The 20,600-nt window shown below is 43.1% G+C and carries 24 protein-coding genes; 4 read left to right on the top strand and 20 right to left on the bottom strand.

What is annotated here, in order from left to right; genetic code table 11:
- The first annotated feature begins 23 nt into the window (after positions 1-23).
- Both AC58QG_RS01610 and AC58QG_RS01605 read left to right on the top strand, forming a co-directional pair.
- Positions 24-887 carry a helix-turn-helix domain-containing protein gene (locus tag AC58QG_RS01610; protein ID WP_497360115.1) on the top strand — a complete coding sequence of 288 codons (864 nt, stop codon included), beginning with the start codon at positions 24-26 and terminating at the stop codon, positions 885-887.
- A 92-nt stretch (positions 888-979) separates the two neighbouring features.
- Positions 980-1,264 carry a hypothetical protein gene (locus tag AC58QG_RS01605; protein ID WP_497360113.1) on the top strand — a complete coding sequence of 95 codons (285 nt, stop codon included), beginning with the start codon at positions 980-982 and terminating at the stop codon, positions 1,262-1,264.
- A 104-nt stretch (positions 1,265-1,368) separates the two neighbouring features.
- Here the strand turns inward: AC58QG_RS01605 and AC58QG_RS01600 are convergent, their stop codons facing one another.
- Genes AC58QG_RS01600 through sigV form a run of 4 tightly spaced genes read right to left on the bottom strand, consistent with a single transcriptional unit; the run spans position 1,369 to position 3,381 of the window.
- A complete protein-coding gene (locus AC58QG_RS01600; RefSeq protein WP_497360111.1) occupies positions 1,369-1,629 on the bottom strand; it encodes a DUF3892 domain-containing protein in 261 nt (86 codons plus the stop codon).
- A gap of 56 nt (positions 1,630-1,685) precedes the next feature.
- Positions 1,686-1,925: a hypothetical protein gene (locus AC58QG_RS01595; RefSeq protein ID WP_497360109.1), complete on the bottom strand. Its 240-nt coding sequence runs from the start codon at positions 1,923-1,925 to the stop codon at positions 1,686-1,688.
- Positions 1,926-1,984: 59 nt separating this feature from the next.
- Positions 1,985-2,869 (bottom strand): anti-sigma-V factor RsiV, encoded by an 885-nt coding sequence (rsiV, locus tag AC58QG_RS01590; RefSeq protein ID WP_497360107.1) that lies wholly within the window; start codon positions 2,867-2,869, stop codon positions 1,985-1,987.
- 2 nt (positions 2,870-2,871) lie between these two features.
- Positions 2,872-3,381 carry an RNA polymerase sigma factor SigV gene (gene sigV, locus AC58QG_RS01585; RefSeq protein WP_497360105.1) on the bottom strand — a complete coding sequence of 170 codons (510 nt, stop codon included), beginning with the start codon at positions 3,379-3,381 and terminating at the stop codon, positions 2,872-2,874.
- A gap of 145 nt (positions 3,382-3,526) precedes the next feature.
- Between sigV and xerS the strand changes: the two genes are divergently transcribed.
- On the top strand, positions 3,527-4,609 hold the full coding sequence (xerS, locus tag AC58QG_RS01580) for a tyrosine recombinase XerS (RefSeq protein ID WP_497360103.1): 1,083 nt from the start codon (positions 3,527-3,529) through the stop codon (positions 4,607-4,609).
- Between the two features lie 33 nt (positions 4,610-4,642).
- Here xerS and AC58QG_RS01575 read toward each other — a convergent pair whose 3' ends face one another.
- The 14 genes from AC58QG_RS01575 to AC58QG_RS01510 all read right to left on the bottom strand — a co-directional run bounded on the left by AC58QG_RS01575 (position 4,643) and on the right by AC58QG_RS01510 (position 17,805).
- Entirely contained in the window at positions 4,643-4,972 is a 330-nt protein-coding gene (locus AC58QG_RS01575; RefSeq protein WP_497360101.1) for an antibiotic biosynthesis monooxygenase family protein, read from the bottom strand.
- A gap of 143 nt (positions 4,973-5,115) precedes the next feature.
- Complete coding sequence (locus tag AC58QG_RS01570; RefSeq protein ID WP_497360099.1) at positions 5,116-6,297, bottom strand: MFS transporter; 1,182 nt, start codon at positions 6,295-6,297, stop codon at positions 5,116-5,118.
- Positions 6,298-6,328: 31 nt separating this feature from the next.
- Positions 6,329-7,207: an oxidoreductase gene (locus tag AC58QG_RS01565; RefSeq protein WP_497360097.1), complete on the bottom strand. Its 879-nt coding sequence runs from the start codon at positions 7,205-7,207 to the stop codon at positions 6,329-6,331.
- 345 nt (positions 7,208-7,552) lie between these two features.
- Entirely contained in the window at positions 7,553-8,116 is a 564-nt protein-coding gene (locus AC58QG_RS01560) for a TetR/AcrR family transcriptional regulator (RefSeq protein ID WP_497360095.1), read from the bottom strand.
- Positions 8,117-8,216: 100 nt separating this feature from the next.
- Complete coding sequence (locus tag AC58QG_RS01555) at positions 8,217-8,882, bottom strand: YjgB family protein (RefSeq protein ID WP_497360093.1); 666 nt, start codon at positions 8,880-8,882, stop codon at positions 8,217-8,219.
- A 214-nt stretch (positions 8,883-9,096) separates the two neighbouring features.
- The gene (gene mgrA / locus AC58QG_RS01550; RefSeq protein WP_497360091.1) at positions 9,097-10,086 is read right to left on the bottom strand and encodes an L-glyceraldehyde 3-phosphate reductase; all 990 of its coding nucleotides are present in this window, start codon (positions 10,084-10,086) and stop codon (positions 9,097-9,099) included.
- A 179-nt stretch (positions 10,087-10,265) separates the two neighbouring features.
- The gene (locus AC58QG_RS01545) at positions 10,266-11,291 is read right to left on the bottom strand and encodes a phosphotransferase (protein ID WP_497360089.1); all 1,026 of its coding nucleotides are present in this window, start codon (positions 11,289-11,291) and stop codon (positions 10,266-10,268) included.
- Between the two features lie 21 nt (positions 11,292-11,312).
- Positions 11,313-11,819, bottom strand: coding sequence for an ADP-heptose synthase (locus AC58QG_RS01540; RefSeq protein ID WP_497360087.1), 507 nt, complete (start codon positions 11,817-11,819; stop codon positions 11,313-11,315).
- Between the two features lie 165 nt (positions 11,820-11,984).
- Positions 11,985-12,578 (bottom strand): ribonuclease H-like YkuK family protein, encoded by a 594-nt coding sequence (locus AC58QG_RS01535; RefSeq protein ID WP_497360085.1) that lies wholly within the window; start codon positions 12,576-12,578, stop codon positions 11,985-11,987.
- Positions 12,579-12,686: 108 nt separating this feature from the next.
- A complete protein-coding gene (locus AC58QG_RS01530; protein WP_497360083.1) occupies positions 12,687-13,646 on the bottom strand; it encodes a C40 family peptidase in 960 nt (319 codons plus the stop codon).
- Positions 13,647-13,787: 141 nt separating this feature from the next.
- A complete protein-coding gene (locus AC58QG_RS01525) occupies positions 13,788-14,084 on the bottom strand; it encodes a hypothetical protein (protein WP_497360081.1) in 297 nt (98 codons plus the stop codon).
- A gap of 91 nt (positions 14,085-14,175) precedes the next feature.
- Positions 14,176-16,479, bottom strand: coding sequence for a thiamine pyrophosphate-dependent enzyme (locus AC58QG_RS01520; RefSeq protein WP_497360079.1), 2,304 nt, complete (start codon positions 16,477-16,479; stop codon positions 14,176-14,178).
- A gap of 34 nt (positions 16,480-16,513) precedes the next feature.
- Entirely contained in the window at positions 16,514-17,524 is a 1,011-nt protein-coding gene (locus AC58QG_RS01515) for a 2-oxoacid:acceptor oxidoreductase family protein (protein ID WP_497264205.1), read from the bottom strand.
- Positions 17,525-17,637: 113 nt separating this feature from the next.
- Positions 17,638-17,805 carry a hypothetical protein gene (locus AC58QG_RS01510; RefSeq protein ID WP_497360077.1) on the bottom strand — a complete coding sequence of 56 codons (168 nt, stop codon included), beginning with the start codon at positions 17,803-17,805 and terminating at the stop codon, positions 17,638-17,640.
- Between the two features lie 212 nt (positions 17,806-18,017).
- Between AC58QG_RS01510 and AC58QG_RS01505 the strand changes: the two genes are divergently transcribed.
- Positions 18,018-19,265, top strand: a complete 1,248-nt coding sequence (locus AC58QG_RS01505; RefSeq protein ID WP_497360075.1) for an ATP-binding protein — start codon at positions 18,018-18,020, stop codon at positions 19,263-19,265.
- A gap of 72 nt (positions 19,266-19,337) precedes the next feature.
- On the opposite strand, the gene AC58QG_RS01500 is transcribed toward AC58QG_RS01505, so the two are convergent.
- Positions 19,338-19,826 (bottom strand): low molecular weight protein-tyrosine-phosphatase, encoded by a 489-nt coding sequence (locus AC58QG_RS01500; protein ID WP_497360073.1) that lies wholly within the window; start codon positions 19,824-19,826, stop codon positions 19,338-19,340.
- Entirely contained in the window at positions 19,823-20,557 is a 735-nt protein-coding gene (locus AC58QG_RS01495; RefSeq protein ID WP_497360071.1) for a phosphonate ABC transporter ATP-binding protein, read from the bottom strand. Before AC58QG_RS01495 ends, AC58QG_RS01500 begins: the two co-directional genes overlap by 4 nt.
- Positions 20,558-20,600: the final 43 nt, after the last annotated feature.

The raw sequence follows: 20,600 nt of genomic DNA, 5'->3' as shown, positions 1-20,600 counted from the left end.
TTTGCTCGGAAGGAATGTATGTTATGCCTAGATTCATGGACAATACGATAAGCCCCTATCCACTACGAATCATCACTTTACCTATCGATGCCAGTAAATTAAAATTACAATCTCTTCGTATTCTCCATGTTGGACATTTGCCGGGTCGGATTATGTATCGGGGACATGCCAAATTCGAGAACTTTGCTATTGTCTATATCGCAGGAGGCAAGGGAACTTTCCGCGTCAATGACGGGCCGGTGCAGAAAGTCGAAAGTGGAAGCCTTTTCTTCTTTCGTCCGAATCAGGTCTATCAATATGGCCCGGATCCCGGGGGATACTGGGATGAATATTACTTCACACTTGAAGGCAGCCGTGTAAAGGAATGGCAGAACAGCTGGCTCACAGAATTAGATCAAGTGAAGCAGGTTGGCTATGAGGACACAACACAACTCAATCGGATTGAACGTATTTTCATCGGGATGGAAAGCGGCATTCCTGCTAATATTGATCGGGCAGCCTTACTTGTAGAGTCACTGCTATTTGAGTTTATTCAACGGGCTGAAGCCACGATTGAGACGACCAAAACGCAACAATTCATCAATCTCATTGATGAGCTCAGTAATTTGTTATATCAGCCATTTGATGCGCAAAGTATCGCCAAACGCCATCACATCTCACTTTCTACCCTGCGCAGAATTGTCAGTGAATATTCCGGATATCCGCTAAATACGTACATGCACAGAATGAAAATGGCCGAAGCGAAAAATGTTTTGTTGAATACGACCAATTCCGTCAAAGAAATTGCCGATTCATTAGGTTACAAGGATGTGTTCTACTTTTCACGTATTTTCAAGAAATATGTAGGCGTGTCCCCTCTTATTTTTCGAAATACGATGCATACCTAACTACAAAAATTTTCGACTACTTAGCACGACTTGTCACATTACCGCATATGATAGATTGAAAGCAAATCATCGTATGTGGAGGTGAATCAGACATGGCACTTACACTATCGGGTTTAATGCTTTATGCAATGTGGCTTGTCTTAGGGGTCATGGGTCTTAGCTTTGTAGTAGATTTGTTCAAATCGTTTGGAGCAGGAACATTTTCAGGCTCTACGGTTACATCTTACTTGAAAGACCTATTGTACTTTGTGTTCCCTTTATTCTTGCTTTCCAACATGATGCCTCTAGATCATACCGATTTTATTCTGAAAATCGCGTACTATCTCGGTGCACTTGGCGTCGTCTACCATTATGTCGGAGGCTATTTTAAAAAATAATGTGCAAACGCATTCAAAGCTGCTGAGTCCACTCAGCAGCTTTTTTTAATGCCGAAAAAGCTGTTCACCAATGGCAAACAGCTTGATATACATAAACATGGAAACTAAAATCGGGGTAAATTTGATAAATTATTGCTTGGATCTCCATCTGGATACGATCTCAATGTTTTCTCGCCTTTTCGATTCACACCCGTATTCGCATCTTCGATTAAATCAGCCTCGGTCATCTCAATGGCAGTCTGGACATCCACCACTTGACCATTTTGAAATTTAACTGCCTCAATACTCCCGTTCTCATAATGCACGGATTGAATCATCGCTTTATTCGGATCTATCGTATGTGGACCACTTCGACGTCTTGGCATATCGTTTCCTCCTTAGTCAGAACGTATAACCCCACGAGAGTGGGGCTCCCTACCTTCTATGACTGTGTTGACTCACTTTGGGTTTTCATTTCCTGCTTCAAATCTTCCGTCTTTTGCTGCGCTTGCTTGATTTGAGTTTGAAGATCCGCTAGCTGCTGTTCCGCCTCAGTGAGAGCTGCAGCCGTAGCTTGCGAATAAATTTGCTGTGCAACTTGCAGCGTTTGTTCGGCTGCTTGTTCTGCCTTTTGGGCAACATCCTTAATTTGCGCTAAACCAAGTTCGTTTTGTTGCGGCATGGTAATACCCCCAGCTGATGTTTTGCATACCCAATTAATGTAGGCAACCAAGTCCAATTTTATTCGGGCAAAAGATAAGCATGTGTACTTAACTGATCCTCTAGTAGGTTGGTCGGAATAATGAACTCAGGTCCACCCATATAACCTGGCGTAACTTCATATTTCTGAAATACAATAACCAGCTTGCCATCCTTATTGATATAAAAGCTTTGATCCTTTTTGATCAACTTAAAGTAAAACTTCACATCATTCGGAATACCCTCTACCCAATAAACTTTGGCAGGGTCATCTTTCATTTGTTGTATCATTTGAGCCTTGATATAGTCACTTATAACCTGTATATACCCCTCATCCTTAAATAAGCTAGGGAGCGTAATAAGTAACTGATTTTTCTTATCAATCGTGTCATATTGGAAGGTTGTTGACGAAGAAGCTGCCGTATTGACAACGTATCTACCCACTGAAAAGATTTGATCATTGTCCGTTTTAACGATATAGCCACTATCTACCCCAAGGTGTCCCTCAAGTCCACTTGCCTTCATTTTCGCAATGTCTGTCATGAATTCGGCGTAGAGCTTTTTACTTTCTTCCATGTACTTCGTATTTAGGGATTCCTCTAACGTTTTGTTCTCCAGATTTGTAATGATGGGAACTTCTAATTTAGCTTTGTTTGCGCCATCATCATATTGGTATTCACGAAATGTTAGGACCTTAATCAATTTGCCAACGACGGGCATTTCAGATAATGAATGTGCAAAGGCTGGGCTTGTATTAAGACCCGCTACTAATACGATAGCCGCTGCCGCGACAGCAGTCATCCATTTCAGATTAGTCCGCGGCTTTTTTCTATGTTGTTTTATCGCTTGATTTACAACGAAATCAAGTTCTGCTGGGATTGGAACGTCCATATAGTTTTGTTTCATTTGTTCTAGCTTCTCATCCATGATTAGTTTACCTCCACAAGCGTATCATCGTTCATTTTTATCCGTAAAAGCTTAAGTGCTTGGTAGAGCCGCGTCTTGATTGTGCTCGTGTTTTCTTTTAACACATCCGCGATTTCATCGATTTTCAAATCCTCGAAATACCGTAGTGTTATCACACTGCGATACATCGTTGGCAAATCATCCAACGCCCGCTCCAAATCAATATTCGTATAGGCATCTTCACTGCCAGGCGTTATGGCTTCCATGGTCACATCATCCATGACGGTAAGCTTCTTATGTTTTCGTAAGAAATCTAGCGATGTATTGACGACAATTCGGTAAAACCAGCTTTTGATGGCAGCTTGGCTTTTCAATGTATCAGAACCAGCCAAAGCCTTTTGAATCGCTTCTTGCACAATGTCGAGAGCATCCTCTTGATTTTTTACATAGCTATAAGCAAGACGATACACATTCTCCTTATGTTCGGTTATGCAGGTAATTAATTCGTTTTCTAGCTTCCTATTCTTAGTCATGTCGTTGATGACGCTCCTTTTACCGCGCAGTTAATCGTGTTGTAGCTAAGACGTCTCAGGGTGTAAAATAGTTTGATTGCCTTCCCTACCAATTTTGAGAATCCACTGGTATACTAACAGCAAGACGCTTATGAGGTGAACCGCTATGAATATTATTAAAGTCAAAGACCGTCATGAGTTAGATCGACGCGTACCTTCGATGCCCTGGTATATTGAGAAATTCATTAATTATAAGCTCCCTGATCTCTCACCTTCATCGCTGCTCGAATATGTACGTGATTATGAAATATTCCTATCCTGGCTTCTTGCTGAAGGGTTAAGTACAGCAACTGCTATGAATCAAGTTCCCCTTGAGGACTTAGAGCGATTACATATGGACAGCGTTAATAATTTTCGCATGTTCCTTGCAACTCGTAAAGCACAAGCTAATGGTAAAACAACGATTAACCGCAAATTGTCTGCGCTTCGATCCTTATTTCATTATTTGAGTCAAATTGCCGAAGATGATAACTTCTATCCGCTCCTAAAGCGAAATGTGATGGCTAAGGTAGAAATTAAGCGTGCACACAAGGCGAAAGACAGTGCGGCGAAGCTTGAAGGCAAGCTTCTGCAGGAAGAGGAAATTGCAGAGTTCATTGCTTATTTGAAAGAAGGCTACGGACACGATGTAGCGACGAATAAACAGGCACTCTACGCCTATGAATTAAATAAAGTCAGGGATACTTGTATCGTTACGCTGATCCTTAATTCAGGACTACGTGTATCTGAGGTGTTTAACCTGAACGTCGACGATATTGATATGAAATTAAAGCTTGTCCATGTGTATCGAAAAGGTAAAAATGACGATACCTTCAAAACGCCGGTATACTTCCGTTTTGATGCCATTCAAACCCTCACGGACTACTTGGCTATTCGCTCTTCGCGATACAAGCCAGCAAAAAAAGAAAAAGCCCTCTTCGTTGCCATGGCCAATGGCAAAAAAGAAGGCGAGCGTATGACGAAACGTGCGATTCAAGAACTTGTGATCAAATACGCGAAAAGGTTTGGTAAGCCGTACCTGTCTGTACATAAGCTGCGACACTCGTTTGCTACCGATTATTACTTACAGAACGACTTGTACAAAACGCAAGAACAGCTCGGCCATGCATCCCCTGAGACCACGCAAATCTATGCACATCTCACAGATCGTACGATGTCTGAAGCGATTGACAAGCGCTTAGAATCCTAGAGCTTTACGGTGATTCTTAGTTAGCCATCCCCTTTATTCTTTGGACGGTTCAAATGTTTTGACAACTTCATACATACCGGGTTCAAACGTAGCTATCGTCATAGCTTCCTGTAGGTACGGAAGTGGTTTAGGGTCATTTCGCATAGCTTGGTAATCTTCCGCACTTCTCCATTGTGCATACATGGTAACTTTCGTGCCATCTAGACTTCGATGGAGACTACTAGAAATAAATCCAGGAGCGTATTTCACAGAAACTTCAGTTGCACTTATTAGTAACTCAACTAGACGTTCCTGATTAGCGGGTTCAACTGTAAATACATTGATGAGTGTAACCATGTCCGTATTCATAGATATATGAGTCATTATGATATCTCCATTTCATATTTATTTTAACTTATCCAATGGGATAAGTTTTTTTTGCTTATCTTTGGATTCACGTCAACTTTTTATACAAGTATGCTAAGAAGGACTAAGCTCCAAGGCCGTATTCCCTTCGGTAACAATGCTTATGAAATGGACGAGCTGGATGAGTGCACCAATGCAGTCTTCCTATTTCGAGCAAACGGCAAATAGATGACAGCCGATAATGCCAATGCTGCAGCAACAAACAAAAACACACCGCGGGTTGAATCCGTATGCAGCAGCATCTCTAACCCTTTTACAAATAACGGACTGAGGAACTGACAAGTATACACAAACGCTAGTAGTAGGGAAATCCCCGTTGTTAAGCCGAGTTTAGGAACGACCTCTGCTGTTTTAATCAAGGACAAAGGGAACAGCATGCCTTCTGCTAAGCCAATCATGAATACTGAGAGCGAGACCATCCACAAGCTGTGTGCCGAACTGAGCAGTAGGAAGCCGCTGGCCATCAAACCTAAATCCAGTGGGACTAGTATCTTCCTAAAAACACCGCTGAGTGGCGTCACCGTAAGCCCTCCAACGAATACGCCGATTAGTGCGCAAGCCGTCAAGTATCCTACCGAAGTTACGCTACCTATACCGTTATTGGAAAGAAATAATGAAAGATTAGTCGGAATCAATGTAAACATCATCGTGTGAAGACCGCCAGCTACCGCAACTGCATAGAAAAACTTCGGTAGCTTTACGGAGACTTGCACAGACTGATCTACCTTAATCGGTGGATATTTCGGGAGAAATATCACCACCATAATGAGCAATACAACCGCATAGCTATACGTTAAGAATACGTCTCTCCACCCAAACGATGCGATAATTCCACCTAAGGAAAGGAAAATCGCCCCTCCAATACCGTTGACGGATGTCTGTATGCCATTCATCCGTGAGCGTTCTTCGCCTTGAAAGCTCTCTGAGATTAGTGCATTAAAGGTTGGCGAGATGAGACCAATACTTAGTCCTAAGAGCGCCCTACATACTAAAATCATATCAAAAGAGTGCATGAATGCCGGGCCGACACCCCCTATGAGATAAAGAAGCAAACCTGCAATTAATATATTTTTCCGAGGGTATCGTCTGCCAAGCTTTCCTGCCATAAATAATGTTGGCAAAATAAATAAGGACGACAATGTAACTACCCACTGAACCAACAAAGCGTTGGTATCCGGGAAAGCCACGGCCAGCAGTTTAACTGCTGGCGCAGGCATCATCGTTCCGAAGGTAGTAGTAACAGCCAGTGCTAATAAAGTAATTTTGATACTTAGTTTCAACAACGCACCTTCTTCCTATCGTACATGTACAAGCTTATTCTTCAAACTCATCGTACATTTGCGATACAGCCGTATCCAATTCTTTTGTTTCAAAGTCAGCAGAGCGGCTAAGCTTTTCCCAACGCTTCGTTTCAGCTAACTTGCCTTCGTCCACTGCGTTAGCAATGGCAACGGCATCGCTACCGAGCAATAAGCGAAGTGGCGGATTATCTTCGTTTACGATCCTAATAATCGCTTGCGCCGCTTTATCCGGATCGCCGTTCTCCTTCCCCGTTGTATCGCGTAAATGTTTCAGTAAGCCTCCTACTGTTTCTTTGTACTCGTCGCGAGGTTCGATATGCTGCATGGAAGAGCCAGCCCAATCAGTTCGGAAGCCACCTGGTTCAATCAACGTGACCTTGAGTCCCAGTGGTCTCACTTCTTTTGACAATACCTCTGAGAAGCCCTCCACAGCCCACTTTGCCGTCTGATAGGCTGCAAGACCTGGAGCGCCAGTCCGGCCCCCAATGGAAGAGAACTGAACGATATGACCATAGCCCTGTTCTCTCAGCTTGGGCAGCGCGGCTTTGGTTACGTTAATGACGCCCCAAAGGTTCGTTTCTATTTGAGCACGGAAATCTTCCATCGACGTTTCTTCAATCGAAGAAACGTTCCCGTAACCCGCATTATTTACAAGGACATCTAAACGTCCGAAAGTATCGAAAGCGACTTTGATGGCTGCTTCTGCCTGATCCAAGCGATTTACATCCAACTGTACGATGCGAACCAGCTCCCCGAAACGGGCTTTAAGGTCGGCGAGTTGCTCTGTATTGCGGGCCGTGGCGACTAGTCGGTCTCCTTTAGCCAGCACCGCTTCAGCAAGACTTCGGCCAAATCCTCTAGAACTTCCTGTAATGAGCCAAACTTTAGACATATCATTTTCCTCCTCAGCATGCGTTTGGAATGTTTATTCCATGGTTAGTATATCCCCGCACGACTTTCAAGTCAAGGAATTTTGGAATGTTAATTCCAAACCAAGTGATCCAAAATTTTCATCATAGTAGGTTATTCCATTTGTTTATATAGGTACTGAATAGTCTCCATGTCTAAAATCAAGGCTGGACAATGCCGAATAAATGCAGAAACGACCCACATTCAAGCATTTGTAACTAGACTAAATAATAACTAATTCCCCGTACTTTTGGAATTAAAATTCCATTATAAAATAAAAAAAACAGCCCTTCGTGACCACGGTTCGCAGTCGTCCAAATGGCTGTTTCTATACAAGTATAGCCTTCCAAGATGCCTCCAGAATTTGTTGAATCTGGATTTCGTTCAAAGGATATTTCTGTACATAATACCCTTTCAGGATGGAAGTAATAATGCCGTGGATCAGTTGGTGGCATAAGTGAGATTCCATCTCCTTAAAGATTCCTTGCTTCTGGCCTTCGACAATGACAGAAAGAACAACTTCTCGAGAATTGTGGGCATCATCCATGTTACGCAGCTCAGGCGAAATATATGACGAAAAGGAAAAGCTGTCAATAAACAGGTACTCCTTTGGAAAATCGATGCCGAATTGAAGTCTATTCAACTGAAGACGCTTAAAACGCTCATATAGGCTCGCTTCGGGTGTGAAACCTTGCACTAGGTATTCGCCCATATGCATTCGTGCCTCTTTATAGACAGCATTAACGATTTCTTCTTTATTTGCAAAATAGTTATATATCGTGCCCGATCCTACGTTTGCTCTCTTAAATATTTTGGAGAAGGTAACTGCCTGCAATCCCTCTTCATGTATTAAGTCGAGCGTGGCAGCCATAATGTCCTGTTTCTTACTCATCTACTCCACCTCTTGACACTAAGATTAGTACGAGCAAGAGGCAGATGTCAAGTACACGCAGGAAATAACAAAATAGCCACACACGCTCATTGATTTAACATTAATTAGCCATATTGTTGATAGAATCAACCGTATCGAATACAGAAATATGATCTACTTTGCCAGTGGATTTGGGAATAATAAATTTAAGTTGAAATACTTGTGAGGCTTGATAGATATAAATCGTATCATCACCATTTAATTTGGTGTCAGTTGGTTTGCCCAGGGCTTGTTCAATCTGGTTTAACGTCAACGAATGCAATTGTGGATCATTGGAGCGGATATCGATGATTTGACTTCCCTTGTTAAACCCAATAACCGCATTCTTCTTCGAGTATGTCGCGTAAATCCCACTACCCGCTGATTCTTTCTTATCTGCTTTTCCCCACGATTTCTCGACATCGTCGATTAGTCCAGTCTTTGCTGCAAACGCAATGCCGCTAACTTTACCTGATTTTGCAAGTTCAAACATATCCTTAATTTGCTTCGATACTGTGCTAGCACTTGTAGATGACGAAGGCACTGGTGAAGCAGGAGTCACAGAAGGACTCGCAGATGGACTAGCCACTGGAGTCGTTGCAGGCGTAGCGGATGGACTCGGTGATGAACTAGGACTTGGAGTCGTCGTATTCGACGCCGGTTCTTGTGTTGAAGAACATGCCGTTACCATGAGCATAGTCGACAGAAGCAAAGTATATATCGTTGTTTTTCGATTGTATTTTTTCATATCAGTCACCTCTATTTATTTTAGTTACAGTTCCCTAACGATCAACCCACATGAAATGTTGCTATTCACTTTAATGAATTTTTCAATTTGTTGATCGAACTAACTAAAACAAACCATAAGGGAAGGGTCCCCCATGGTTTGTTTTGCTTCTCACAATTCAATTTTCTATCTAGTATGATTCAAATCTTTTATGATCATCCTTGGTAACCAGAGATTACTTCAAGATCTTTTCAATAGCAGCTAATTCTTCTGGAGCAAACTCCAAATTTTTGAGTGCTGCAACGTTCTCCTCGATTTGCGATACGCGGCTGGCACCAATTAATGCGGATGTAACTCGTTCGCCGCGAAGTACCCAAGCAAGCGACATCTGCGCTAAGCTTTGACCACGTGAGCTAGCCAATTCATTCAGTTGAATAATTTGGTTCAGCTTTTCTTCTGTGATGTCTTTTTCTTTCAAAAATTGGCTCTTTCCGCCAGCTCGCGAATCCGCTGGAATTCCGTTCACGTATTTATTCGTTAGCAATCCTTGAGCAAGTGGACAGAATGCGATACTTCCTGCACCGACATCATCCAGTACATCCTGCAAACCATCCTCGATCCAACGGTTCATCATACTGTAAGATGGTTGGTGAATAAGAAGCGGAGTACCCAAACCTTTAAGAATGGAAGCAGCTTCTTTTGTTTGCTCAGCCGTGTAGTTAGAAAGACCAACGTAGAGCGCCTTACCTTGACGTACGATTAAATCCAATGTCGCCATTGTTTCTTCGAATGGTGTGTTCGGATCTGGTCGGTGTGAGTAGAAAATATCTACATAGTCTAGACCCATTCTTTTCAAACTTTGATCTAAGCTGGACACCATGTTTTTCTTGGAGCCCCACTCACCGTATGGACCTTCCCACATGTGGTAGCCCGACTTTGTAGAAATAATTAGCTCATCACGATATGCGCCCAGGTCACTCTTAAGCACGCGCCCCATTAACTCCTCTGCGGAACCTGGCGGCGGCCCATAGTTATTGGCTAAATCAAAGTGTGTTATCCCTAAATCAAATGAACGAAGCAGCATGGCTCTTCCGTTCTCATGTAAATCTAATCCCCCAAAATTGTGCCACATACCAAGAGAAATTGCTGGAAGCTTAAGCCCTGATTTCCCCGTACGATTATATTTCATTTCTGCATAGCGCGTTGAACTTGCTTGATAGACCATGATTATCCTCCTTAAGATTTCTAAGAAAACCTTCTTAAGCAAATAACATATGTATTCACTAAAGTTTTCACAAGTACCCTGTTTCCTATGTACTAGTATAGATGAAGCTAATCAACAAAAAAAGAACTGAAAAAAACGTGTCTTACTAACCTTCAGGTTAGTAGGACACGTTCAATTGATTACATCAAATCAAAACGTAATAAGGTATTGTGCTCCTGGAGCCACTTTGTCTTCTCATATGTATTGCGAATAATATCGACTAGTACGCCTTGCGGATCCACCCCATCTACGTAACGTCCTAGGAAATGAATGAAAACATCTAGCCTGCGAAGTTCGATAAGCAGCGGTAATATCCTGATCTCATCTTCTGATAACTGAACAAACTGACGGTACCCATCATAGAACGCTTCACTATTTGCTCGGAGTCTATCTTCGGGAAGCAAAGGATCAATAAGATCGGATAAACACACGGCTAGTTCCATAACACGCGCATCGATCGTAACAAATTCAAAATCAAGAATGGCAACAAAACGTCCCTCATCATTCACTAGCATGTTGGAACCATTAATATCCCCATGAACGAGCTGATGCGGCAGCTGACGAATCGTTGGAATGGCTGTATACAAAGCCATGTAGCGATCAAATATATACGCAAGTTCTTCCTGCTGAGCTATGAAGGGCTCGGGCGGTTGCAGTGAAAACGCTCGAATCGCATCTGGCTTGCAGCTAGGATGAATATGTTCAATTTCATAGTAAGGAGCGTACTCCGGTTTATCCGCCATCGTAATCTTGGCTAAGCAAGCGGATAATTGTCCTGCTGCTTTCCCCATATCTTTCAGTTGACTCAAGCCAATCTCGATAGGATTGCAACCTTCCGTAAAAGTAAATAAGGCCGCGAGCTTCCCGCCATCATCCCCAAGCGTCACCACCGTGCCTCCAGTTGGAAGCTCTAATGGCATCGGAATTTCAAATGGAAGCTCGTCTTTCCTTTCAGCCAATTGAAGTAAGACACGATGTTCAAACTTTATTTTGTTACGGTCACGGTGTGTTTCATACAATCTCAGAACATAAGTGCAATCCTCTACTTCGACGAATCGTGTTGTATTATTCATTCCACCTGCACCAACACGTAGTGTCCATGTTTGGGTTGGGAACCAATTAGCGGGGAGTAATGCTAATTGCTCCTCTTGTTCAATGACTCGCATAATACCCTGACTCAGCTCCTCTTATACTTGATTATCGCCTTCTACCGCGAACTCAAAATCCTCCACATCGAAAGCCTCTACTGGTATAGCAAACTCCACTAATCTCTCAATAAAATCAAATTGATCTGTCAATAAGACAGCTTGCTCCTTAATCGCAGTCAAAATTAATTCCGTTTCGATGGGGTCAAATTGATCCCCGTAGGCTTCATTATCTATTGCAAAAACGATCTTCAATGTCACATGCTCATTAATCGGTAACGGTGGACTTTTCCCCCAAGGCACAGACAAGGCTTTTTCAATTTTTTTCTTATTAAAAGATTCTTCAAAGAATGCAATGAGCTCTCCAATCATTTGTTTGACGAATCCATCATCCTCTTGTTCAAGCATAATGGGTTCGGGACTACTATGCAGCTCATAAAGTTCTTGAATGGTCGTATAAGGTATTAAATAAGTGACAGGCTTTGATGGCAGCATGAGCTGGCCATGCACGGCTAACATCACAGCTTCGATAATAAACGTTTTGCTCATGGATTTCCCCCCTAATGCTACAATCATCATTCAGCAATACTTCGCTAAGAATCATCCAAAATCCTTTTTTTAAGTAGAAACACACAATAACCATGCTTTGTAAAATAAAAACCGCTAGCTCCCTAGATCGCCTTGACCATTCGAGCTAACGGTTCTTTTCCCAACTTATATACTGCCATCGAGCACCTCATGGTCCTCGTACTGGGGTCGATATGGTTTCTTGGAAAAGCGATTCGCATACGCCGATGCAACATAACAATCGGGTTTTATGACCGGAACCATACCGACAGATTCCACACGTCTCACCATTTCTTGGACGAATTTTGCCGTCCGGTTTCTATTCTCATCATCCCCCGCATCAATATGAATGAACATATCGAAAGTGGCACCTTGATACAGATGAGGAAGAATAATATTTTCCATATCTAATCGCTTGTTTTCGTCAAAATACATCGCAATTTCTTCACTCAAGGTGGTTTCCATGGAAAGTTTTTCTTTGATTGAGTAAAGTGCTCTTGGTACGATGACTTGACGATAACATGCCCACGCTCCTTTCCCTAGCCGCTGGATCACTACGCCGGTAATGAATTTCGTATGACCTGTGTGCACCTGGCAGTCCGTACCAATAATGAATTTATAGGTTGCCACGGGGTCAAGACGCATGAAATGAAGAATACGCTCGTGCACGGTATCCAGGTTAAGTCCTCTTTCCGTTGTGTTCCTAAATTCCAGTGGTTGGTTCGTCGTCGAAGGTTTCAAAGATAAGGCTCTCCCTTTCTCCTTAAACTATAGAAAAAGGTGGATGCTCAAGGCAGCACCCACCTCTACTATAGTATATGGCAAACCTTGCCTGTTCGAACCATCAACTTATTTTAAAACAGGCCCACCGTACAAAAATCGATTTTCCCACTGCTTACCATCAATCGTATCTACGCGTACACCACCAGATTCAACGGAATACGTGTGAACCATTTGACCGTTGCCTAAATATAAACCAACATGTGTGATCGGCTCTGTTAAAACATTGATGCCATCGTAATCAGACGCTTTCGATCCTTTATAACTACTAAAGAATAAAAGATCTCCCCGCTTCAGCTTTGTCCAATCTTTCACGATAGGACCCAACGATCGAACATACGTTCCTTGAGAAGCAGAATCGCTCGGCAAAGACAGACGAAGCGCATCCCAGAACATCGTTTGTACGAAATCAGAGCAATCGAATGTAGAGGGATCATTACGGTCTGAACCAAATTCATAAGGAGTTCCCAGGTACACTTCTCCTGCGTCAATCACCGCTTCAATTTCATCAGTTAGTGGCATATTGGGCTTGATCACAGAGAAATCTGCAGTTATGTATTTACTGCTGCTGCTCATATATCCACTGACGCCGTTAGCATCTTTCACTTTATACCAGTTATCATTGACTTTATCAGTGACAAGCACTTCTTCGCCTTTGGCAAGCATACGAATTACCTTCGAGCCTGAACTAGCTTCTGATGAAGGTAATGTACGGAAATTAACGCCATAATTGATTTCTGCATTGCTTACAATCGTTATGTATTTGCTGTTTGTAGATACGTATCCACTTACTCCTTGTGCATCCTTGATTCGAAACCAATTCGGTGTTGTATACGCGCTCACCGTAACCATTTCGTTCGCCTTCAACATACGCATGACATTGCTGGATGTACTAGGCTGGTCTCGAAAGCTTACACCTGCAACGATCTGAGCCTTTGTCACGACTCCTTCTTCCGCTTGCGTAGCTTTGGGTAATAGCGCCATGAAAGCTACCATACATACCGCAATAACCATTGTCCACTTTCTCATCGTCTTTCCCTCCACTGGGTATGATGCTAAATTTTTCTTTCGTACCCTAATTATAGATTGTGGGGGTCTTATGCGAACATAGGTGTTTGGTAGCGATTATTGTCAATGGATGCGAGGCAATATGCCTATTGACGCCAAGGTTTAATTTTCCAATTTACGCACTTCCGGTTTTCGTGTTATCGCAGACCAAAACAGCTGCCACACCGAGGAGTTTTTTAGCTTGACGTTACTTATTTTCATCTCGCTCTCATCCATTTCGATCACTTGCCAACTACTTGGATCCTGGGTAGCTTGTGATTCTAAAAAGGAGAAGGCTTGCTCATTAGCTTCCTCATGTTCTGTCCAGAATTTCACACCATAATAAGCAAGTCCGTAATGATTGACAAGCGTTGTCGTGTAAATTTGTTCGGTTTCTTTTTGCTGCAGCACATACGGCATCCTGCTATACCTCCTAATTAAAAAGCACATTCACCGCAAGGGGAATGTGCTTCGATTGTATGCGTGCTTTGTAATTAACGGTTACACCGTCTTACAAGTACGCATTTTCATGCTTCGCTTTCAGCATATTCCAACGACGCTCCACTTCCGTCTCGAACGATTTCAGTGAGCCTTCATACTCTGGTTTCGTTAGATGTTTCGTTTTCCCCATCGTTTTCAACCAGTCCGAAAGTGGAATCTTCTTGCTCTTATCTTCCGGATTGTAAGTGATCGACGTCACCCCATGTTCCACCTCATACAGCGGGAAGAAACAGGAATCAACTGCAGCACCGACGATATTGGAGCCCTCTTGATCATCAGATAGCCAGTTCAATGGACAAGCGATGAGGATTTTACCATACACTAGCCCCTCATGCTGCGCATACCATTGCGCCTTCGCCGCTTTCTTAACCAGATCTTGCGGGTACGCTTCAGAACCGGTAAATACATACGGAATATGAGTCGCCGCCATGATTTGCGCGGTATCCTTATGATGGAACACTTTACCGCCCTGATGCTTCCCAACATTGGACGTGGATGTCCGATGTCCCATCGGCGTTGAATATGACAGCTGAGCTCCTGTGTTCATGTAACCTTCATTATCGTACTCAAGAATAATCATTTTATGATTACGAAGTGCAGCCCCAATCGCAGGCCCCATCCCGATATCCATACCGCCGTCACCTGTTATCATGACGAAGGTGAAATCATCCTTCAACCCCAGATGATCCAGCTCCCCGCGACGCTTACGCTCCCAGAACATTTCTACAACGCCTGACAAGGTGGCTGCGCCATTCTGGAACAGATTATGGATATACGTAGCTTTATGAGCGGAATACGGATACCCCGTCGTTACAACCATCGCACAGCCTGTGTGGAAAATGGAAACAATATCCCCTTCAATGCCTTTGAAGAACAGTTCAAGCCCTGAGAAAATACCACAGCCTGGACACGCGCCATGACCTGGAGCAATCCGCTTCGGTTTCTTCGTTAAGGAACGAAGTGGCGGAATACGAACATTCAATTTCCCTGTAGTCTCATCAGGTGAAACGGTAATAAGACCTGTCTTTAAATCTTCATATTTCATTGGCGTCAATACCCGCTTCGGTGCCTTTGAAGGATCTCCAGGTGTATGCCCGTAGTAATCAAAAGGCACTTCAACCTTGCCGCTTTCCATCGCGTCAATGGCGAATTGGAACAGATTATGCCCATCCTCGGCATAAAAGTCTTTGCCACCTAAGCCATAGATTCGGCTTATGACAAGCGTATCTCTGTTCCCATGTGTGAACAGCGCCGCTTTAATTTCATTGACCATGTTGCCGCCATGCCCGCCATAGGAATCCGCGCGATCGCCAACGGTGATCGCTTTCACATGCTTCAGCGCCTCTGCGATCTGCTTCGCTGGGAAAGGACGGATCAGATTGGGAGCAATCGATCCTGCTTTAATGCCCTTCTCGCGGAGCTGATCGACGACATCCTTGATGATTTCGGAGGCCGAATTCATCAGGAATACCGCGACTTCCGCGTCCTCCATCCGATATAGCTCAAGAATCGGATAGTCACGGCCCGTCAACTCGGCATACTCCTGCCGAATGCGATCATACACACCTTCAGCGTTATACATGGCCATCGATTGCTGATAGCAATTATTAATATAATCCGGCTCATTCATATAGGGACCAACAGTTATCGGATTATTGCGATCCAAAGTATCTGGGAAGCCCTGTGGCTTCTCACCTACGAATGCCTGCACATCAGCCCGATGTGCGAAGGTTTGTACTCTGCGCTTCTGGTGAGAGGTGAAATAGCCATCTGAAGCGACCATAACTGGTAAACGCACCTCAGGATCCTCGGCTAATTTGAGCGCCATAATATTCATATCATACACAGCTTGCGGGTCACGACACATCACGATCGGCCAACCCGTATTCAAGGCATAGTAAAGATCCGAATGATCGCCGTGAATATTCAGAGGGCCGGATACGGATCGGCAAACCAAGTTCATAACCATTGGAAAACGTGTTCCGGATTGAACTGGCATTTGCTCTAACATGTACAAATAACCGTTGGCGCTCGTCGCGTTAAATACGCGGCCACCAGCAGTTGAAGCGCCATAACATATACCTGCTGAGCCATGCTCACCGTCGGCAGGAATTAATACAATGTCATGCTGTCCATTAGACTTCATGAGATCTAGAAACTGAGCTACTTCCGTGGATGGTGATATCGGAAAGTATCCCATAACATGATAATTAATTTGATGCGCCGCATAGGCCGCCATTTCATTTCCGGATTCATACACGATGCGTTGCTCGACTTTGGCTTGCCCTAATTCCTGCTTGATATCAATGGACATGCGAGTAGTTCCACCCTTCTCCCATAAATACTCTCTAAGAGTTTATAGCTAGATTGAATCGATGAGGCATGCGATTTAGATCTGCATAACCATCTTCTTCCCGCTCACTGGAGAGCGCGTCGGTTGGACAAGCTTGTACACATTTAAGGCAACCTTTACAGTACTGATAGTCTATGCCTTGCAGGAACATTTGGGGACGGCCTTTTTTGTCGGGAAGCTCATCCCATACGAAACAAAAGTCAGGACACACATTATCACAAGATGCGCAATGAATACATTTATCTTCATGAAAATGCGGCATCATCCCTGCACGGGATATGCTCAAATCTTTGAGTATACTATTACCAGGATTCGTAACGACACCTCCGATAGGCTGTGTAGCGAAGCCCAAGACCGGGGTATCATACCGTACAAAATCTGGCATGGACTCCCCTTCTGGAAGCGCATACGTTTGGAAAACCACTTCATTGTAGCCACGATCGAAAGTGCGCAAGGCTGGAGCAACTGCAAGCGGATATTTCTTCTCAAGAGACTTCCGTATTACGCCACGCATGACATCAGGATCCAGAAAATCACACAATCTGAACATGGCTCCTAACATTGCCATATTTACGCGATTTTTCTCTTCGAGTGAAATACCAATTGCATCAATGACGGCAATTGTTCCTCCTCTGAGCTTCATCTTCTCCTTCAGCTCATCAGGTGTTTTGGTTGAGTTTACTAACACTGTACTATCCTCATAGATGCCACTGATAACGTTTACAGTTTTGGAAAGTGATTCATGAAAAACACCTACAACATGCGGTCGTTCAACGGGCGATGTATCCCGAATCTTCGTATCCATGTCACAAAAACGAATATGTGCTTTTACTGCTGATCCTTTCTTCTCAGACCCGTAGGATGAGAAACTGACACCGTTCAAGCCAACGCCAACGACTCCTGCTTCAGCTAGCATCTTACCTGCTAGATTCGCGCCTAGACCGCCGATGGATTCCAGTCTTATCTCGAAAAAGCCGAGATCGTTCAATTTAGGTAAAGTTACCATGCTTGGTCTCCTTTCAAAAATGAACCGCATATAGAGTGAATAGCGTGAATAATAAATCTACTATTATTGTAACAAGAAATGGCAGGTAATCAACCTTTTTTTAAATTAGCCATTTAAAGCAAATAATCAATGATTAACCCGCATTTTCCCATATAGAAACTTAACGACTCCTCGTTCGTCTCTTCATTCTTCTGCTTTTGCTCACAATCCTCACAAACGTCTACATAATCGTCTTCAATCGGATTAAACACAACACCGCAAACCTGTGAGCACAATCGCATTCACATCTCTCCTCGGCTTCAAATCCCCCAACTTTGTAAACGTTTGCATCTCATGTTTTCTTTATTATACAGTGGTTTATATGCGGATGACTATAAGTCTTTATGAAATCTTTAGCATTCCAAACAGGTCAATTCACTTGATTCAAAACGCATTTGTGAGATAATGTAGAAATAATTACCAAATTGTCGAAATATGGAAAGGATGCTTAGAATTGCTTCATTTCATCATTGCCAATGAGCTGCACAATATTTTCTATATCATGAGCGCTTCCTTGCTTCATCTAATTATTGCGCCTCATTTTATGCACAAAGAACGGCATTTGAATCTCTTTTTCACTTTGATTCTAGGTGTCTTTATACTCCTATACTGGAACTTTGCGGATATTGACCCTTTAATCTATTCACTACAACTAGTGCCTATCTGCTTACTCTTTGTGACGTTATCTGTTGGTACTGCGCCATCGATCATGACATGGATCATTTTCAATATCGGTTGTATGTTCGTACTCCACTATTACTGGGAACCCGCTCTGCTAAGCAGCACATTCTTGCTCATTCTGGGCTTTTTAGTTCGAAATCGTGTAACTCATGCTCCACTGATGATCAAACTAACTTATGCAACTGCCATTCTTATCGTGTATGAACTCTTGTATGCTCCGCTGGCGCCTTATGTCTTAGCACCAATTTCCTTATATACAGCCTACGTCATTGCCTTTGCTTTCATCTCTTTATGGATTATGACCGCTCTACTATATTTTATTAACAAATATGAAGTACAGCGAAAGCATATCACTCATTTGGAGAAAAATCGCATGCTCGCTGAGTTATCCGCTACAGTATCACATGAAATCCGAAATCCCCTGACTTCAACGCGTGGTTTTTTGCAATTACTACTGAGATCAGATCTTTCTACTTCAGACCGTAGACGTTATGTTGACCATGCCTTAACAGGCGTAGACCAAGCCATTAGCCTATTAACCGATTTCCTAAACTATGCGAAGCCATCACTCGACTTGCAGGAGCAACTTGATATTAAAGAAGAGCTAGAACACACCATTCGATTTATCACACCCTACGCGATTGATTTCAAAATTGCTATTGATATCTCACACGACTGTGAAGCTCCGCTGTATATTCTAGGTGAGTCCCAAAAGCTTCGCCAATGCTTACTAAATCTCATTAAAAATGCAATTGAATCTATGCCTAATGGTGGCAGGCTGTCGCTACGAACTTGGAAACATCCTAGTGCTGTGCAGATCTCGATTACAGACACAGGGGTAGGCATGACGGATAAGCAATTGAATTCCTTAGGTAAGCCGTTCTATACGACCAAGGAACACGGTACAGGTCTTGGGCTTGTCGTAGTCATTAGTCTAATAAAGAAAATGAACGGCAAGATTTCATTCTCTAGCAGCCTTAATCGTGGAACACAGTGTTCAATTGTTTTCCAACAATACTGAACCTACTAAAAAAGCAAGCTAGACAAGAGTTCACTCTTATCCAGCTTGCTTTTTTAATTATGTATATTACCCTTATGTAACTATTTTTTCCTTTTCAACGATAAAAGCCAGTAACCGACTGCAGCTTTCCTCTACCATCTCATACACTTCTTGAAACTTACCTGTATAGTATGGATCAGGCACGTCAGTATGCTCCTTATTACTTGAGAAATCCAACAATTTATGTATCGATGCGTGCTTCTCATCCCCTGCTATTTCAGGAGCAAATGAGGCGAGATTCACGACATTACTTTCATCCATCGCGATGATATACATAAATTGATGAAAATCATCGGAGCGAACCTGCCTGGCTTGCAGACCATCATAACTAATCTGATGACGATCAAGAATATCGCGTGTACCTTGATGTGGTGGATGACCGATATGCCAATCCCCAGTACCTGCAGAATCAATGGAGATGACACCATCAAGACCGGCTTCCTTCACTTGATGACGAAACAATGCTTCTGCCATGGGCGAACGACAAATATTTCCTAAACAAACGAATAAGACCCTAATCATATTTGACCAAAGACAAGCATTTTTTCATTCAATGTGAGCGGTCGAGCTGGAATATCCAATACAATTCGGCCTTCCGAGACACCCCAAATTCGTGTTGCGAAACGCTCAGCGAGTTCAACCTTATGAAGTGTTGCGATAACACTCATGTTCCGTTCTTTGCATAGTGACTTCAGATCTTGAAGAATGTACTCCGTAGACTTCGGATCAAGGCCAGATACCGGTTCATCTGCAACGAGAACTTTCGGCCCAAGAATTAATGCCTTCGCAATAGCAACACGTTGTTGTTCACCACCACTAAGTTGACCTACCTTTTTATCTCCTTTATCCAAAAGCCCAACCTTCTCCAAGAAATCCATGCTATCTACATGCTCATTTCTGGAGGTCATTCCAGTTAGAATACGCAGCGGAGCTTGATACACCCTACCCATCAACACATTTTTGACAGCGCTTTTATTCCGATTTAGAAAAGGCTTCTCTTCAAGGTAAGCGAAATCTTTCCCCAATTTAAACCGGTCCCATGGACCTGGTTTCGAAATATCATTCGAGTTATAGATGAGCTGACCGCTTGTCCATTTCTCTTGATGACTAATACAACGAAGAAGCGTTGTTTTTCCGCTGCCGCTGCTGCCAATCACCGCGATAAATTCTCCTGCATCTACTTGAAAGCTAATTTGCGATAGGACCTGATTGTCCGGAGGAAATACTTTACTTAAATTTCGAACTGTCAGCATGACAACTCTCCTTCACGTAAGACCATCTAATTTCTAATATTTT

The sequence above is a fragment of the Paenibacillus sp. J22P169 genome (assembly GCF_059691995.1).
Note: the sequence above shows the minus strand (reverse complement) of the source record. Positions and strands in the feature narration are given on the sequence as shown.

Excerpts from the sequence above, each read along its gene's own strand:
- AC58QG_RS01545 (WP_497360089.1), bottom strand. The coding sequence starts at position 11,291 with ATGCGAGTCATTGAACAAGAGGAGCAATTAGCATTACTCCCCGCTAAT.
- AC58QG_RS01525 (WP_497360081.1), bottom strand. The coding sequence starts at position 14,084 with ATGCCGTATGTGCTGCAGCAAAAAGAAACCGAACAAATTTACACGACA.
- AC58QG_RS01520 (WP_497360079.1), bottom strand. The coding sequence starts at position 16,479 with ATGTCCATTGATATCAAGCAGGAATTAGGGCAAGCCAAAGTCGAGCAA.
- AC58QG_RS01500 (WP_497360073.1), bottom strand. The coding sequence starts at position 19,826 with ATGATTAGGGTCTTATTCGTTTGTTTAGGAAATATTTGTCGTTCGCCC.
- AC58QG_RS01510 (WP_497360077.1), bottom strand. The coding sequence starts at position 17,805 with ATGCGATTGTGCTCACAGGTTTGCGGTGTTGTGTTTAATCCGATTGAA.
- sigV (WP_497360105.1), bottom strand. The coding sequence starts at position 3,381 with ATGACTAAGAATAGGAAGCTAGAAAACGAATTAATTACCTGCATAACC.
- AC58QG_RS01595 (WP_497360109.1), bottom strand. The coding sequence starts at position 1,925 with ATGCCGCAACAAAACGAACTTGGTTTAGCGCAAATTAAGGATGTTGCC.
- AC58QG_RS01600 (WP_497360111.1), bottom strand. The coding sequence starts at position 1,629 with ATGCCAAGACGTCGAAGTGGTCCACATACGATAGATCCGAATAAAGCG.
- AC58QG_RS01605 (WP_497360113.1), top strand. The coding sequence starts at position 980 with ATGGCACTTACACTATCGGGTTTAATGCTTTATGCAATGTGGCTTGTC.
- AC58QG_RS01575 (WP_497360101.1), bottom strand. The coding sequence starts at position 4,972 with ATGACTCATATATCTATGAATACGGACATGGTTACACTCATCAATGTA.
- AC58QG_RS01560 (WP_497360095.1), bottom strand. The coding sequence starts at position 8,116 with ATGAGTAAGAAACAGGACATTATGGCTGCCACGCTCGACTTAATACAT.
- AC58QG_RS01610 (WP_497360115.1), top strand. The coding sequence starts at position 24 with ATGCCTAGATTCATGGACAATACGATAAGCCCCTATCCACTACGAATC.
- AC58QG_RS01565 (WP_497360097.1), bottom strand. The coding sequence starts at position 7,207 with ATGTCTAAAGTTTGGCTCATTACAGGAAGTTCTAGAGGATTTGGCCGA.
- mgrA (WP_497360091.1), bottom strand. The coding sequence starts at position 10,086 with ATGGTCTATCAAGCAAGTTCAACGCGCTATGCAGAAATGAAATATAAT.
- xerS (WP_497360103.1), top strand. The coding sequence starts at position 3,527 with ATGAATATTATTAAAGTCAAAGACCGTCATGAGTTAGATCGACGCGTA.
- AC58QG_RS01530 (WP_497360083.1), bottom strand. The coding sequence starts at position 13,646 with ATGAGAAAGTGGACAATGGTTATTGCGGTATGTATGGTAGCTTTCATG.
- AC58QG_RS01540 (WP_497360087.1), bottom strand. The coding sequence starts at position 11,819 with ATGAGCAAAACGTTTATTATCGAAGCTGTGATGTTAGCCGTGCATGGC.
- AC58QG_RS01515 (WP_497264205.1), bottom strand. The coding sequence starts at position 17,524 with ATGGTAACTTTACCTAAATTGAACGATCTCGGCTTTTTCGAGATAAGA.
- rsiV (WP_497360107.1), bottom strand. The coding sequence starts at position 2,869 with ATGGATGAGAAGCTAGAACAAATGAAACAAAACTATATGGACGTTCCA.
- AC58QG_RS01495 (WP_497360071.1), bottom strand. The coding sequence starts at position 20,557 with ATGCTGACAGTTCGAAATTTAAGTAAAGTATTTCCTCCGGACAATCAG.
- AC58QG_RS01555 (WP_497360093.1), bottom strand. The coding sequence starts at position 8,882 with ATGAAAAAATACAATCGAAAAACAACGATATATACTTTGCTTCTGTCG.